The following is a 14,942-nucleotide window of genomic DNA, read 5'->3' on the forward strand; positions in this document are numbered from 1 at the left end:
GACATGATGCGCGCGCTGTTCGATGCAGGCAGGCTGTTGGTGATTTCTCCTCATCTGGACGATGGCGCCCTGGGTTGCGGGTTGCTGCTGACGGCGGCTGCCAGCGCGCGGGTGGTGACGGTCTTTACGGGGATGCCCGCAAGCGGGCAGGCCGTCACGCCATGGGACCGTGATTGCGGCTTCGACGACAGCCAGGCGGCGATGCGGGCGCGGCTGGACGAGGATGAGCGGGCAATGACGCTGCTGGGCGCCGACGCGCGGCATCTGGGATTTCTGGACAGCCAGTATGGCGCCTTGCCAAGCCGTGAGCGCCTGGCCAAGGCGCTGGCGCACTCGATCGACGCCTATGCGCCCGATGCCGTGGCGCTGCCGCTGGGCCTGCACCATTGCGATCACGAGCGTGTGCGCGAAGCGGCCTTGCTGGTGATGGCGCATCGTCCGCGGACGGTGTGGCTGGGCTACGAGGACGAGCCCTATCGGTATCGGACGGGTGTGCTGCAACGCGTATTGGGCCGGCTGGCCCGCCGGCGTATCCACGCCACGCCGATCGAATGCGCCGCTTCAGGCGATGCCGACCGCAAACGCCTGGCCGTCGCCGCCTATGCCAGCCAGTTGCGCACCATCGGCATGCACGCGGCGGATGCCGCCACCGCCGCGGCCGAGCGTTATTGGTGGCTGGATTCCGGTGAACTGAAGTAGGGCTATGGGCCGCGAGGGCCCGGGCCGGCTCTGTTCGGCTCTGGCCGGCCCGCCCTGCGCATCGCGCCCGGCGCTCCCGCGCCGGCGCGCGCGGACGCGCTTTTGGCCGGCGCGTCAGCCGGCCAAAATAATCCGCCACGGTAGGGGCGAAAACACATTTACTAAGGAAAGTCCGCTAGTCGGCGGCCAACTAATGTTTTAGTATTTTAGTATACCAACGACATAGAGGAGACTCCCATGGCCCCATTCCGTCCTGCGCTCGCCGAGCCAAAGACAACTTCCCGCCGCCGCTTCGCCGCCGCCCTGGCCGTGACGCTGACCGCCCTGGCCTGCACCCCCGCACTCGCGGCCGGCACCTTCCCTGACCACCCGATCACCATCATCATCCCCGCCTCCCCGGGCGGCGCCATCGACATAGTGGCTCGCCTGATCGGCCAGAAGATGAGTATCTCGATGGGCCAGTCCGTGGTCGTGACCAACAAGCCTGGCGCCACCGGCACCATAGGCGAGGACTACGTGGCCAAGGCCGCGCCCGACGGCTACACGCTGGTGCTGGCGGCCAGTTCGCACGCCATCAACCCGTCCATGTTCAAGCTGCCTTACGACACCGTGAAGAGTTTCGCCCCGGTGGCCATGACGCATTCCGTGCCGCTGATGCTGGTGGTGACACCCAGCCTGCCCGTGCAGAACGTCAAGGAGCTGATCGCCTACGGCAAGGCCCATCCGCATGACCTGACGTTCGCGTCCAGCGGTCCTGGCGGCGCGCCGCATTTTTCCGGCGAGCTGTTCAAGAGCATGGCGGGACTGGACATGGTGCACGTGCCTTACAAGGGCAGCACGGCGGCCCATCCGGACCTGACCAGCGGCCGGGTGTCCATGATGTTCGATACGCTGGCGGCCTTGCATGCGCCGGTGTCCGGCCATTCGGTGCGGCCGTTGGCGGTGACCACCACGCACCGCGCGGCGGCCTATCCCGATGTGCCGACCATGGCCGAGGCGGGCTTGCCCGGCTATGACACCAGCACCTGGGGTGGCGTGCTGGCTCCGGCGGGCACGCCGCCCGCCGTGATCGAGAAGCTGAACGCCGAGATCAACAAGGCCTTGTCCGCGCCCGACGTGCAGAAGAACCTGGCCCAGATGGGCATCGAGCCCGTGACCAAGTCACCGCAGTACTTCGCCGACTTCATCCAGACCGAAATGGTGAAGTGGCAAAAAGTCGCCCACGACGCCAACATCCGACCCGAGTAAACCGCGCTCCGCGCGACATTAGCCTGCGACTTCGCTAGAACCCAGCCCCATCGGGGACACCGCGGAGCTGGCTTTGCCAGTCCGCCGGTGTCGCCCCCTTGAGGGGGGCGCGCGCAGCGCGTGGGGGAGGGCCATCCTTCCGGTCCGCCGGTGTCGCCCCCTGGGGGGCCGCGCTACGCGCGGTACGGGGGGGCCAATACTAGCTTGCCGACGTTCTGGTTCGCTTCCATGCGGCGATGGGCGTCGGCGGCCTGGGCCAGCGGGAACACGCTGTCGACGATGGGCTTCAGGTCCCCGCGGGCGAAGGCATCCAGCCAGCGCTCGCGGAAGCGCCGCACCATGGCCTGCTTGACCTCGGGCGGACGCGACTTCATCACCGTGCCCATGATCTGCAGGTGGCCGAACAACAAGCGGTCCATGGGCAAGGTGGCGGACTTGCCGCCCATCAACCCCACTTGCACCAGACGGCCGCCGTCGGCCAGGCTGCGGACATTGCGTTCCAGATACGGCGCGCCGACGAAGTCGACGATGACGTCCACACCTCGGCCGCCGGTGGCGCGAGCGACAGCCTCGGCATAGTCTTCATTCTTGTAGTCGATCACCAGCTCGGCGCCGAACTCGCGCACGCGCGCGGCCTTGGCGCCGTCGGCAGTGGCAAAGACCTTGGCGCCCAGCGCGCGCGCCAACTGGATGGCGGCGGACCCCACCCCGCTGGCCCCCGCATGCACCAACGCGGTCTCGCGGGGCTCAAGGCGGCCCAGGTGCAGCAGCGCTTCATGGGCGGTCACGAACACTTCGGGAATGGCGCCGGCCTGCACGTCATCCAGGCTGGCCGGAATGGGCATGGCCATGCGGTAGTCGATGCGCGCGATCTCGGCGTAGCCACCGCCGCCAACGATGCCCATGACGCGATCGCCCACCTTGTAGCCTTGCACCTGGTCGCCGACGGCGATGACGTCGCCCGCGATCTCCAGCCCCATCAGGGTGGAGTCGCCGAAATCGGCGCGGCCGTAGGCGCCGCGGCGCTGGTTCAGGTCGGCACGGTTGACGCCGGCCGCGCGGTTGCGCACCAGCAGGTCATGCGGCCGCACTTCGGGGTCGGCGACGTCTTGCAATTGCAGGACGTCGGCGTCGCCGAAGTCCTTCATATCGATGGCTTTCATGGATGGAATCAGGGGATGGCGAATCGGCCGATCATACTGATTCGCTGCCGGGAGGGGGCCCGAACGGGACCGCGCCTGTCCGGGTAGTGGACAGGGCGGGCGCGACCGATGGTCGCGACCGGCCGACTTGCGGAGTGGCCAGAACGCCCGAGGACTCGTGGCCTCAGCCGCCCAGCAGGCCGCTGACCAGGCCGCTGAGCGCGGGCCCGACGACGACCATGCCGATGCCCGCCAGGACCAGGGTCAGGCTGGCCACCACGCCTTCCTCGCTATCGCGTTCCCGCGCCCGGGCCGCGCCGAAGCCATGCGCGCCGGCCCCATAGGATGCGCCCTGGGCCAGCTTGGAGCGCAGGCGCAGGATGGCCAGCAGGCTGTCGCCGGCGATCATGCCGACCAGGCCCGTGATGATGGTGAACAGCGACACCAGTTCCGCCGAGCCGCCGGTGCGCTCGGCCAGGGCCACGGCAAAAGGCGTGGAGATCGACCGCGCCATCAGGCTGTGCGTGACTTCGGCATTGAAGCCGAACATGCGCGCCAACAGGCAGCTGCTCACCATGGCGACGATCATGCCGGTGGTCACGCCCAGGCTCAGCGACAAGGCATGGCGGCGCGCCACTTGACGGTATTCGTAGATGGGCACGGCGAACGCCACCGTGGCGGGCCCCATCAGCCAGGTCAGCCAGTGCGTTTCCTGGAAGTAGGACGCATAGGGGATGTGGGCCAGCAGCATCAGCACGATGGTCAAGGCCGGCACGACGATGGCCGGCGACAACCAGGGCTTGCGATAGCGCAGATAGAAGGGCTTGGCGAGGAAATACAGGACCAGCGTCCAGGCCAGGCAGAAGAGCGGCAGCAGGGTGTTCATGGCTTGGGTCTGGCTTGAGTCTCGGCGTGGGCGGGCGGCAGGCAGGCGGAGAGTGCGCCGCCGGACGCGCTTAAACGGTCTCGCCGTCCGGATGCTGGCGGCGGGCCAGTTGCGCCAGTTTGTCTTCCAGGCGGCGACCGGCATGTACCGCCAGCGCGGTGGCGGCCATGACCAGCAAGGTGCCCAGCGCGATGGCCAGCACCAGTTGCAGGCCTTCGCGGCGGAACAGGTCGAAGTACTTGACCACCGCCACCACGCTGGGGATGAAGAACAGCACCAGTTCGTTGAGCAGCCAGTTGGCGCCGCCCTTGATCCACTCGACCTTGACGATGCCGCTGAACAGCAGCGCCAGCACGGTCAGCAAGCCGACCACGCCGGGGGCCAGCGGCAGGCGCAGCCATTCAGTCAGCTGCGCGGCCGCGGCAAAGGCGACGACCAGAAACAGGCTTTGGGACAGGCGGGCCAGGTAGGGCCGCAGCCTTGCGGTGGAAGAAGAGGAAAGAACGGAGAACTTCATATTGCTGCTGCCAGGAATCAGTCAAGCCAGTGTAGGGAGGGCGACCTGATGTATCTAGTGAATTATTTCTATTTTTATTATTCTGATTTGGCATAATGGTGCGATGCGCGCGTATCGCACCAACGCGGTGCGCGGCGCCATCGCCGGGAGAGCCGCAGTGGAACTGCGTGCATTGAAACACTTCGCCGAAGTGGTGCGTCAAGGCAGCTTCACGGCAGCCGCCGATGCACTATTCGTGACCCAACCCACCGTCAGCAAAATGGTGCAGGCGTTGGAAGAAGAATTAGGCGCGCCGTTGCTGGCGCGCGACGAAGGGCGCCGCAAGCGGGGTGTCACGCCCACCGATGCCGGCCGTCTGGTCTATGCCCGCGCGCAGGAAATGCTGGCGACGGAGACCCTGCTGCGCGACGACCTGGAAGCGCTGGGCGACCTGACGCGCGGCAGCCTGACCATCGGCGTGCCGCCCCTGGGCGCGTCGCTGGTGGCACCTGCCATCGCCGCTTTCCACAAGCAGTGGCCGGGGGTCGAGCTGAAGTTGCTGGAGTCGGGGGCACGCGCGGTGGAGCGGGCGTTGCGGGAAGGGGAGCTGGACGTCGGGATCTGCCTGGCGCCGGTGGCCGACGACATGGAAGGCATTCCGATCTGTGACTATCCGCTGCATCTGCTGGCGCCGCGCGACGGCCGCTGGCGGGGGCGGACGGAGGTGCGCCTGGCCGAGCTGGCGGAGGAGCCTTTCCTCTTGTACGGCGAAACCTTCCAGCTCAATGAGACCATCGCGCAGGCCTGCCGCACGGTGGGATTCACGCCGCGTCTGGCCTGCCGCAGCAGCCAATGGGACCTGATCGTGACCCTGGTGGAGTGCGGCATGGGGATCGCGCTGTTGCCGGCGCATTATGGCGAGCGGCTGGACCGGCGGCGCTTCGTGTCCATCCCGCTGACGGAGCCGGAGATCCGCTGGCAACTGGTGGCGAGCTGGCGCCGCAGCGCCCAGCTCTCGCGCGCGGCGCGTGCCTGGGTCGACGCGACGCGCGGGTTCTTCGGGCGGGCCGCGAAGGGTCAGCGGCCGCCTGAGACGTCCAGGAAAGCGCCGGTGGAGTAGGTGGCTTCTTCGGAGAAGAACCACATGATGGCGCCGGCCACTTCCTCGGCGGTGCCGCCGCGCCGCAGCGGGACCATGTGTTTGACGCGGTCCACGCGGCCCGGTTCGCCGCCGCTGGCGTGGATGTCGGTGTCGATGATGCCGGGGCGTACCGCGTTAACGCGGATGTTTTCGTCGGCGACTTCCTTGGACAGGCCTATGGTCAAGGTATCGAGCGCGCCTTTCGAGGCGGCGTAATCGATGTATTCGTTGGGCGAGCCCAGGCGTGACGCGGCCGAGGAGACGTTGACGATCACGCCGCCCGCGCCGCCCAGGCTGATCGACATGCGGCGCACCGCCTCGCGGCAGCAGATGAAGGGGCCGACCACGTTGACGTCCAGAATCCGGCGCAGGCGCGCGGCGTTCATGTCGCGCACCTTGGCCTGTTGTTCGAGGATGCCGGCGTTGTTGACCAGACCGTCGAGGCGGCCGTAGCGCTGGTGCACGGCTTCGAACAGGGCAACGATTTCGTCTTCCTGGCCGACGTCGGCGCAAAAGGTTTCGGCCTGACCGCCGGCCGCTCGGATGCGCGCGACCACGCTCTTGGCGGCGTCTTCGTTGGTCTTGTAGTTGACGCAGACCGTGAAGCCGCGGCGCGCCGCGAGCAGGGCGGTAGCGGCGCCGATTCCGCGGCTGGCGCCGGTGATCAGCATGACTTTGTTCATGTTTAGCCTCGTGTCGCTGAGAATTTTTCCGAGTGTATGTCAGAGGGAGAGTTCCCAGGGGCTCCGCCCCTGGACCCCGTTGCCGGGAGGGCCCAAGGGCTTCGCCCTGGACCCCGTTGCCCGGGGAATGCCAGGGGCTCTGCCCCTGGCGCCCCTCATCCGGAGGAACCGGGGGCTCGCCCCCGGTTCCTCTCCGCCGGCGGTGCCGGCATCACCACACTCTCAGACTCTTGCTCATCCGTTCGATATATATGTCATATGAAACCGCATTGTCGATTGTTTTTTTCTAAACGCATCGATTGAAAAACAAGGCAAGCCAAGTCATCCGTAGGTATGTGCTCTGCGTAAGTGCTCATGTATTCGCATGAACCGTAAGGCTGAGCAGCACCCAGCCTATAGATGAGGACGGCAGCAATGGCATCGACGCAGCATCGCCGACACCAGGCACCTTTGAAAGTTTTATCCATCTTCGGCACCCGGCCGGAAGCCATCAAGATGGCGCCGCTCTTGAACGCCATGGAGGCAGAACAGGCCATCGATTCCCGGATCTGCGTGACCGGGCAGCACCAAAGCATGCTCCAGCAGATGCTGTCGGTATTCGACATCCAGGCAGACTACTCGCTCGACGTGATGACCCCCGGGCAGACCCTGAACGGCCTGACCGCTGCCCTGTACGCAGCCCTGGACCCCGTCCTGGAACAAACCACGCCGGACTGCGTATTGGTCCACGGCGACACGACCACCGCCCTGGTGGGGGCCATGGCCTCCTTCCACCGCCGCATCCCCGTAGGCCATGTGGAAGCCGGCCTGCGCACCGCCGACGTCGCCACGCCCTGGCCGGAAGAAATGAACCGGCGCTGCATAGACCAGGGCGCCGAATGGCTGTTCGCACCCACACCGCGCGCCCGCGACAACCTGCTTGCCGAACGGCTGCAGGGCAGCATCTACGTCACCGGCAATACCGGCATCGACGCCCTGCACATGACCGCGCGCCGCTTGCACGCCGATACCGCGCTGCGCCAAAGCATCGACAGGCAATTCGCCATGATCGACAGCAGTCGCAAGCTGCTGCTCGTGACCGGCCACCGCCGCGAGAATCTGGGCGACGGCATCATTGAGCTGTGCCAGGCCCTGCGCACCCTGTCGCAGCGGGACGACCTGCAGATCGTCTATGCGGTACATCTCAACCCCGCCGTGGCGGTGCCTGTGCGCGCTGCCCTGGGCGGCCTGCCGAACGTACACCTGATCGAGCCGCTGGATTACCTGGCCTTCATCAGGCTGATGCAGCGCGCGCACATCGTGTTGACCGACTCGGGCGGCGTGCAGGAAGAGGCGCCAGCTCTGGGCAAGCCTGTGCTCGTCATGCGTGACGTGACGGAACGGCCCGAAGCCGTGGCCGCCGGAGCGGTGCGCCTGGTCGGCGCCGCCGCCGACAGCATCGTGCACGGCGTCAGCGAACTGCTCGACGTCGAAGCGCTATGGCGCCGCAGCGCCCGCGCGCTCAGCCCCTATGGCGATGGCCATGCATGTCCCCGCATCGTGGACGCATTGCTCGCCCGTCCGGTGGACGAGTTCACCGCGGGCGACGACCTGGTCAAACCGCTCGCGGGCCGCGCGCAAAGGCGAGCGCCACATCTCGCCGCACCATCCGTGACTTTGCCCGCACACCGCGTCTGACCGGGTGCTACGAGCGCGTTACCGCAACTTTCTTCCCTTTCCTGAACACGAAGCCGAATAAACGATGCCATTGCAAGCCCGACGCTATCTGAAACGTTCCCTGTTCCTGACCCTTCTCGCATCCCTCCCGGCAATGTCCGCACTGGCGGCCAGCCCGCTCACGCAGGCCATTACCGACCTTGACGAGAACACCATCCAGCACCGCCAGATCACGCTGCGCGATGTCAACATCGCCAACGCGCTGGTCTTCAACGGCGCCGACGCGCGCCGCGAACTTTATCTGCCAGTGCCGGTGGGCGTGCCCCTGACCGACGCCACCCTGGATTTCCGCGCCAGCTATCTGAATGCCGACGGCGGCAGCAACACCATGCTGCTGTCGCTGGACGGCTACCCCGTGCAGGCACAGGCCCTGAACGACAAGAGCGGCGATGCCAGCGTCAAGATCGGCGTGGACAAGGACGCGCGCCCCCAGGGCGTGGTTCGTCTGGGCGTGCGCTGGTCGTCGTCGGTCGCGCGCACCTTGTGCGAGCGCGAAGGCGACATCGGCAATCTGCTGCGCGTGGATCCCGCGTCGCATCTGGACTACAGCTTCGACGCCCGCAGGCTGACCAGCATCGACGCCGCGTGGAACGCCTTGTCCGGCACACCCGCCATCCTCGTCGCGCCGGGCACCCTGGCGCCGGCCAGCTACGATGCCGCGTGGCGTCTGGGGCTGGTCCTGCAGCAGGCTGGCAAGGAGGTGCGCACCATCGTCTTCCCCGTGCCGGGTGACGAGGTCGACCTGAAGAACGTGCAGGTACCCGCCGCGCTTGCCTCTGTGCCCGCCTTCGCCGCGCTGTCCGGCAAGGACAAACATCGCATCAAGGACCCGGCGGAAATCGGCGCCCTGCTGATGCTGGGACAGACCGACGCCGTGCAAGCGGATCTGGCCATCGCCGACAAGCCGCTGATGGACGCCATCGCGGCGTCCCTGAACGCCTTGCAGGCGCAGATCCAGGAGCGCGATCCCGACGCCGCCAAGGCCTACGCGCAATGGCGCGGCCACCGCAGCGAGCTCGGCGCCGGCGCGCTGGGCACCGACAGCATACGTCTGACCTTGCTAGGCAACCGACCCGTGCTGATGTTCGACGCGGCCACCGCGGCGAAGTCCGCCGGCATGCTCGATGGCCATTGGCGCAAGCTGGCGCGCAGTCGGCAGTTGACCGTCGCGCGCGCGGAAGTGCCGGCCGACCCGGACGGCCGCGTGTCGCTGAACTACTTGGGCGGCATTCCGGGCACCATGGACCTGAAGACGCAGGCTGACTGGACGGCGACCTTCGCCATCGGCAGCGTGGCCTACGACGGCCGCGTCCCGACGCAAGCCGTCGTTGACGTCGCGGCCTCGCCCGGCGTCTCGTCGACCCCGCCCGTCGCGTCGCTGTACTTCAACGATTACCTGATCGGCGCCCGGCAGCTGACCGCTAATGGCGCCCGCGAACGCATCGAGGCCCGCATCCCGGCCTATGCGATCAACTCGCGCAACGTCCTGCGCGTGTCGTTCCAGCGGCAGCCCGTCAGTGATCGTTGCGCCGAGACGCCGCAAGGTTTCCCGGCGGCCGTGCTGCCTTCCAGCTACATCGCGGTGGAAAAGGCGGAACTGCGCGACGACTTTGCCGGCATGGCTGCCCGCTTCGCGTCCGGCGCGCAGGTGCTGGTGCCGCCGGCTTACCTGGAGCACGCGGGCACGACTTTGCCGCGCGTCATCCGCATCGCCGAGGCCACGGGCATCTCCGCCACGCGGGCGCGCTTCGACGTCGCCACGGATGCGGCCGCGCCCATTGCGCCGTCCGGCGCCTTCCTGGCCTTCGACCTGCCCTTGAAGGACGGTGGTGAAGCGATCAAGACCGACGCGCAAGGCCGCTTGCAGATAGACCAGAAAACGCGCGCGCTGCTCGACATCCATGCCCTGGATCGCATGGCCGTGTTGCAGGTGGCGCATACCAGTGGCGCGGCGGACGCCAAGGGTGAACAGATGGGCGTCACGTACCGCAACCTGGGCGCGCACGAGCCCGTGCTGGCCCAGCGTCTGTTGCTTGGCCGCGGCAACGCCGCCATGCTGGACGACAACGGCGCGGTCACCACCTTCGACCCCGACGATCCGCGCGGCGGCGACATGGTCACGCGCGCGGCGCCTACCGGCCTGGACGCCTGGCGCGAGCCGTCATGGCTGTGGGCCATTCCCATCGCCGTGATCCTGGTCCTGTTCCTGATCATTGCCAGCCGCCGCGCGCGCCGACGCCAGATCGAAGGCGGTAAGCAGCAGTGAATATGAACTGGTTGCCTTACCAGCTCGCGGAGTACTACACCTTCCTGGAAACGGGGATGCTGTGGGTAGGGGCGATCATCCTGGTGTCCAGCCTGGACGACCTGGTGATCGACCTCTGGTACTGGGCGCTGCGCCTGTTCGTCAAGGGCAGCGCCGAGCACCGCTACGATGACCTGACCCAGGAGCAACTGCTCGCCAAGCGCGAGCAGCACCTGGCGATCATGGTCCCCGCCTGGCTGGAATACAACGTCATCGCGTCCATGATCGAGAGCATGGTCGCGACCCTCAGCTACCGCAATTACTCGATCTTCGTCGGTACCTACGTCAACGACCAGCGCACCATCGATGAGGTCGAGCGCATGCGGCGCCGCTACAGGCAATTGCATCGCGTCGAGGTGCCGCATCCTGGTCCCACCTGCAAGGCGGATTGCCTGAACTGGATCGTCCAGGCGATTTTCCGGTTCGAGCAGACCAACGGCGTGCAGTTCTCCGGCGCCGTCCTGCACGACAGCGAAGATGTCCTGCATCCGCTGGAGTTGCGGCTGTTCAACTATCTGCTGCCCGACCGGGACATGATCCAGCTGCCCGTGGTGGCGCTGGAGCGCAACTGGTTCGAATGGTTGGCCGGCACGTACATGGATGAGTTTGCCGAGTGGCACGGCAAGGACCTGGCCGTGCGCGACAGCATGACGGACTCGGTGCCGTCCGCCGGTGTCGGCACGTGTTTTTCGCGGCGGGCGCTGCTGGCGCTGTGCGCGGAGTCGCAGAACAACCCGTTCAATACGGACAGCCTGACCGAAGATTACGACGTCGGGGCGCGGCTGGCGCGGGCGGGGATGCAGGCCAGCTTCGTGCGCTTTCCGGTGGAGTTCCGCGTGACGCGGCATTCGTGGTTCGCGCCTTCGCGGGAGACGGTGCTGCGTATGCCCCTGTGCGTGCGGGAGTATTTCCCTGACACCTTCCGCACGGCCTTCCGCCAGAAGGCGCGCTGGACCTTGGGTATCGGCCTGCAAGGGTGGGAGCAGCTGGGGTGGGCGGGCTCTCTCGCCGACCGCTACCTGCTGTTCCGCGACCGCAAGAGCATCGTCACGTCGTTCATCGCCATCCTGGCCTATCTGCTGCTGGTGCAGGTCATGGCCTTGGCCGTCATTCACTACAGCGGCTTCTGGAATCTCAGCCTGCCCACCCCCTTCGAGCAGGAAAGCCTGGTGCGGGCGCTGCTGCTGGCTAACGCCTTCATGCTGGTATGGCGCATGGTCCATCGCGTGTACTTCACGACGCGGATCTACGGCTGGCAGCACGGCGTGCTGTCCGTGCCGCGCATGGTCGTCGGCAACTTCGTCAATGCCATGGCGGCGGCGCGTGCATGGCGGCTGTACCTGACCAGCAAGCTGCTGAACCGGCGGCTGGCGTGGGACAAGACCATGCACGATTTTCCCACCGCGGGCCGCGCCGCGGGCGCGCCGCCCCGACTTGAAAGCGTGCTGCTGTCATGGCGCGCGATCAGCGAAGAAGAACTGGAGATCGCCTTGGCCGAACTCGAAACACGCGATCTTTCCCTGGGCCGCATTCTTATCAACCATGGCTGGCTCGACGACGGCACGCTGGCGGAGGCCGTCGCGTTCCAGAACGACCTGCCGCTGGTGCATGACCTGGCGGCGCAGGTGCACATCGATTCCACGCTGGACGACGAGTTCAAGACGCGCTGGCGCGTGGTGCCCCTTATCGAGGAAGTCGATGGCCGGCCCCAGGTGGCCGTGACCGAGCCGCTGCCGGACGAAGGCCTGAAGCAGGTCGCGGAGGAACTGGGCGTGGAGCCTTTGCAATGCATTGCACGCGAGCGCGAGATCAACGCGCAGCTGCGGCTTGCCCGCATGCAGGATGGCCAGGAAATGCCACGCGAACAGGCGCCCTTGCTGGGCGATGCGCTGGTCGACCTGGGCGTGGTCAGCCGTATGGCACTGACCCAGGCCATCATGAAGTACCGGCCTGGCGAGCATGGGCGCCTGGGCGATTATCTGGTGGAGATGGGCGTGGTGAAGCGCGAGGACATCGAACGCGCCGTGACGCGGCAATTGCGTTTCGATGGCGTGGAGGCGGGGCTATGAAGTATTGGCTTGATGGGCCCGCCGCGGTGGCCATGGCCTTCACCGCGGCTGTAGTGATCGCGCCCGCACCGGCCGGCGCTTCTGGGACCGCCGGTGCGTCCCGTGCTTCCAGTGCCTCTGGTGCCTCAGCCGGCGGAGACCGCCTGTTGCCGCTGGAACTCAGCGGCCCGCCTTTGCGCATCGCCGCGGAGGCCTACCGCGCTTATGACAGCAAAAGCTACGACCTGGCGATCTCGCGGGCGCGCGAAGTCTTGCGGCAGCGGCCGGATTCCCAGGAAATGCGCAAGCTGATCACCCTGGCCCAGCGCGACAAGTATCGCCGCGACCATCCGATGGAATTCATCGCGCGCAAGCCGCCTGGTTTCCAGGCCGCCGAGCGCGCGCTGGCGGCCTACAACGACGGCGATTACGACCTGGCCCTTGCCGAGTCGCGCGTGGCGGTACGGCAAGCTCCGCGCAACCTGGACTATCGCCTGATGCTGATCGAGTCGTTGCAGCGCCTGAATAATCGAGACGCGGCGGAGGCCGAAATCGACGCCGCGATCCGCGATCTGGGCCAGGTGCTCCAGTTGGTGACGCTGCGCGATGGCATGCGCGAGCAGCGCCAGAACGAGGCGCTGCAGGTCCCGTACGCGCTGATGCAGGCTGGCGACCGGCGCGGGGCCGATGCCGCCTTCGCGGACCTGGACCGCAAGCAGGGTTTGCCGCCCAGTCTCGTTCAAGACGCCGCATACAACGCCATGCAGGTGGGCAATGACCGGGACGCGGTGAAGTATTTCAAGCGCGCCATCGACGCCAAGGAGGCGGGCAATCTGCCCATGTCCGAACAGGACACGTTCCAGACACGCAGGGTGGTGGCGGACGTGGAGCGGCGTTTCGGCTTGACCAACACCACCACCTATCGCGGTGCGAACGCGGCCAGCGGGATCAGCGGCGCGCCCAGTTCACCGAACGACAGTGTGCAGAACACCACGGAAGTCTACTGGCGGCCCCTGGGCTATGGCGACGCGCGCTATCTGGAATTGTTCGCCGGCGTCACGGACACCTTGTGGAGCCGGGGTGGGGTGTATGACACCGGAGCGGACGCCCTGCAGGGGGACGTGGGCGCGCGGGTCAAGCCCTTCACCCAGGTCAACCTGGTGGCGGCGTTGGAGCGGGTGTTCCCGCTTGGCGGGGCGAACGTGCAGGCCGACTGGCTGGCGCGGCTGGGCTATGGGTCCAGCATCGGCACCGACCTGCGGGTGGACGTGCCTGCCTGGTGGACCTCGCAGCTGTATGCCGAGACGGGCCACTACTTCCGTCAGTCACGCACCTACGTGAACAGCGAGTGGCAGCTGGGCCGCAGTTACCGGCTGGATAGTGTCAGTCCGAAGCTGGTCGTCTTTCCGCACGCGGTAGCGGCCTATGACTACGATACGCAGATGAACTTCGAGTCGGGCAATCGTGGGTCGCCGGGCAGTGCCGCGGGTCTGGGCGCTGGCGTCAGTCTGCGCTACTGGTTCCGGGAGGATCGCTACCACGCGCCGCAATCGTACTGGGACCTGTCGCTGCAGTACCGCGCACGGGTGTTCGGCGATGACCGGGCGCGCGGCGTGTTCGCCCGCTTCACGTATTCCTACTAGGAGGCCAGGTGAGCAGAGGGGGATCGCGACGTTTCCTGGGCCGGCATCCGACGCTGTGCGCCGTGCTGCTGGCGGCCTTGCTGGCGGGGGCCATCGCGGCGGGCTGGTGGGTAGTGCAGCGCTATCGCGCGCCCGCGGTGACGGGCATAGCCTGGCAGGTGGATAACCGGACGGTGGGCATCGCTGGCGACTGGCAGCGCCTGGGGGCGCAAGAGCTGCTGGTCCAGTGGTCCGCCGTCGACGACCTGGCCTTCGTGCCGGGCAGCGGTTTGCCGCAGGCGCCGGTGCTGCCGGATTGGCGGCGGATCGCCCAGGAGCCGTGGGCCCGTCGCGTGATCCTGGGCCTGGGTGGGCGTTTCGACGAGAAGCGGGCGCGCGCCGGAATCGCGGAACTGGCCGCGCAATCCCGCGCCCTGGCGCGGCTGCCGACGCCGCTGAACGTGGTCGGCTGGTACTTCCCGGTCGAGGCCAGTCCGGAATGGGAGGGCGCGCGCCAGTTGCCGGCCTTGCTCAAGGATCTGCCCAGGCCATTGTGGATCAGCATCTATGACAGCGCTAACGGCGGGGCGAACGAGATGGCGGACTGGGTGGCCAGCTGGCTGCCGCCGGACGTCGGGGTGTTCTTCCAGGATGGTGTCGGCGTCTACGCGCGTACGCCCAAGGTCGCCCTGGAGTACGCGGAGGCCCTGCGCAAGAAACTGGGAAGCGAGCGGGTGAGGATCATCGTGGAGGCGTTCAGGCCGGCGGCTGGCGGTTTTCGGCCTGCCACGGCTGACGAATTGCGGCCTCAGCTGGCGGCGTATCGCGGGTACCAGACCTATTTGTTCGACGGGCCGCATTACGTGACACCCGCGCTGGTAAAGGCTTTGGCACGCTAGGCGAGGGGGCGGTGTCCGGTCCAGGTCTGGTCCGGGTTTGGTCGCCACGGCGGTCGC

Annotated in this window: 12 protein-coding genes; 8 read left to right on the forward strand and 4 right to left on the reverse strand. The window is 67.1% G+C overall.

Translation table 11 applies throughout. From position 1 onward, the window contains the following. The first annotated feature begins 3 nt into the window (after positions 1-3). Positions 4-699: a PIG-L deacetylase family protein gene (locus ASB57_RS28035; RefSeq protein WP_057655170.1), complete on the forward strand. Its 696-nt coding sequence runs from the start codon at positions 4-6 to the stop codon at positions 697-699. Positions 700-936: 237 nt separating this feature from the next. After that, a complete protein-coding gene (locus ASB57_RS28040) occupies positions 937-1,947 on the forward strand; it encodes a tripartite tricarboxylate transporter substrate binding protein (protein ID WP_057655171.1) in 1,011 nt (336 codons plus the stop codon). A 173-nt stretch (positions 1,948-2,120) separates the two neighbouring features. Here ASB57_RS28040 and ASB57_RS28045 read toward each other — a convergent pair whose 3' ends face one another. The 3 genes from ASB57_RS28045 to ASB57_RS28055 form a co-directional block, all read right to left on the reverse strand. Beyond that, complete coding sequence (locus ASB57_RS28045; protein WP_057655173.1) at positions 2,121-3,110, reverse strand: NAD(P)H-quinone oxidoreductase; 990 nt, start codon at positions 3,108-3,110, stop codon at positions 2,121-2,123. A 163-nt stretch (positions 3,111-3,273) separates the two neighbouring features. After that, positions 3,274-3,975 carry an LrgB family protein gene (locus tag ASB57_RS28050; RefSeq protein ID WP_057655175.1) on the reverse strand — a complete coding sequence of 234 codons (702 nt, stop codon included), beginning with the start codon at positions 3,973-3,975 and terminating at the stop codon, positions 3,274-3,276. A 70-nt stretch (positions 3,976-4,045) separates the two neighbouring features. After that, a complete protein-coding gene (locus ASB57_RS28055; RefSeq protein ID WP_057655177.1) occupies positions 4,046-4,492 on the reverse strand; it encodes a CidA/LrgA family protein in 447 nt (148 codons plus the stop codon). Positions 4,493-4,649: 157 nt separating this feature from the next. Between ASB57_RS28055 and ASB57_RS28060 the strand changes: the two genes are divergently transcribed. Beyond that, entirely contained in the window at positions 4,650-5,591 is a 942-nt protein-coding gene (locus ASB57_RS28060; RefSeq protein ID WP_369822885.1) for a LysR substrate-binding domain-containing protein, read from the forward strand. On the opposite strand, the gene ASB57_RS28065 is transcribed toward ASB57_RS28060, so the two are convergent. Further along, the gene (locus ASB57_RS28065; protein ID WP_057655181.1) at positions 5,549-6,295 is read right to left on the reverse strand and encodes an SDR family oxidoreductase; all 747 of its coding nucleotides are present in this window, start codon (positions 6,293-6,295) and stop codon (positions 5,549-5,551) included. The genes ASB57_RS28060 and ASB57_RS28065 overlap by 43 nt on opposite strands. A 450-nt stretch (positions 6,296-6,745) precedes the next feature. Here ASB57_RS28065 and wecB point away from each other — a divergent pair, with 450 nt between their 5' ends. The 5 genes from wecB (at position 6,746) to ASB57_RS28090 (ending at position 14,885) form a co-directional block, all read left to right on the forward strand. Continuing rightward, positions 6,746-7,972: a non-hydrolyzing UDP-N-acetylglucosamine 2-epimerase gene (gene wecB / locus ASB57_RS28070; RefSeq protein ID WP_197424865.1), complete on the forward strand. Its 1,227-nt coding sequence runs from the start codon at positions 6,746-6,748 to the stop codon at positions 7,970-7,972. Positions 7,973-8,105: 133 nt separating this feature from the next. Then, positions 8,106-10,277: a cellulose biosynthesis cyclic di-GMP-binding regulatory protein BcsB gene (locus tag ASB57_RS28075; protein WP_197424866.1), complete on the forward strand. Its 2,172-nt coding sequence runs from the start codon at positions 8,106-8,108 to the stop codon at positions 10,275-10,277. 2 nt (positions 10,278-10,279) lie between these two features. After that, positions 10,280-12,385 (forward strand): glycosyl transferase family protein, encoded by a 2,106-nt coding sequence (locus ASB57_RS28080; RefSeq protein ID WP_057655186.1) that lies wholly within the window; start codon positions 10,280-10,282, stop codon positions 12,383-12,385. Further along, positions 12,382-14,007 (forward strand): bacteriophage N4 adsorption protein A, encoded by a 1,626-nt coding sequence (locus ASB57_RS28085; RefSeq protein ID WP_057655188.1) that lies wholly within the window; start codon positions 12,382-12,384, stop codon positions 14,005-14,007. The genes ASB57_RS28080 and ASB57_RS28085 overlap by 4 nt, the downstream gene beginning before the upstream one ends. 8 nt (positions 14,008-14,015) lie before the next feature. Further along, positions 14,016-14,885, forward strand: a complete 870-nt coding sequence (locus ASB57_RS28090) for a hypothetical protein (RefSeq protein WP_369822767.1) — start codon at positions 14,016-14,018, stop codon at positions 14,883-14,885. Positions 14,886-14,942: the final 57 nt, after the last annotated feature.

Origin of the sequence: Bordetella sp. N, assembly GCF_001433395.1 — a bacterium.
Lineage (GTDB): Bacteria > Pseudomonadota > Gammaproteobacteria > Burkholderiales > Burkholderiaceae_B > Bordetella_C.

Bases quoted from the DNA above. Each gene is read 5' to 3' on its own strand.
- ASB57_RS28045 (WP_057655173.1), bottom strand. From the start codon at position 3,110: ATGAAAGCCATCGATATGAAGGACTTCGGCGACGCCGACGTCCTGCAA.
- ASB57_RS28055 (WP_057655177.1), bottom strand. From the start codon at position 4,492: ATGAAGTTCTCCGTTCTTTCCTCTTCTTCCACCGCAAGGCTGCGGCCC.
- ASB57_RS28035 (WP_057655170.1), top strand. From the start codon at position 4: ATGATGCGCGCGCTGTTCGATGCAGGCAGGCTGTTGGTGATTTCTCCT.
- ASB57_RS28065 (WP_057655181.1), bottom strand. From the start codon at position 6,295: ATGAACAAAGTCATGCTGATCACCGGCGCCAGCCGCGGAATCGGCGCC.
- ASB57_RS28040 (WP_057655171.1), top strand. From the start codon at position 937: ATGGCCCCATTCCGTCCTGCGCTCGCCGAGCCAAAGACAACTTCCCGC.
- ASB57_RS28075 (WP_197424866.1), top strand. From the start codon at position 8,106: ATGTCCGCACTGGCGGCCAGCCCGCTCACGCAGGCCATTACCGACCTT.
- ASB57_RS28050 (WP_057655175.1), bottom strand. From the start codon at position 3,975: ATGAACACCCTGCTGCCGCTCTTCTGCCTGGCCTGGACGCTGGTCCTG.
- ASB57_RS28085 (WP_057655188.1), top strand. From the start codon at position 12,382: ATGAAGTATTGGCTTGATGGGCCCGCCGCGGTGGCCATGGCCTTCACC.
- ASB57_RS28080 (WP_057655186.1), top strand. From the start codon at position 10,280: ATGAACTGGTTGCCTTACCAGCTCGCGGAGTACTACACCTTCCTGGAA.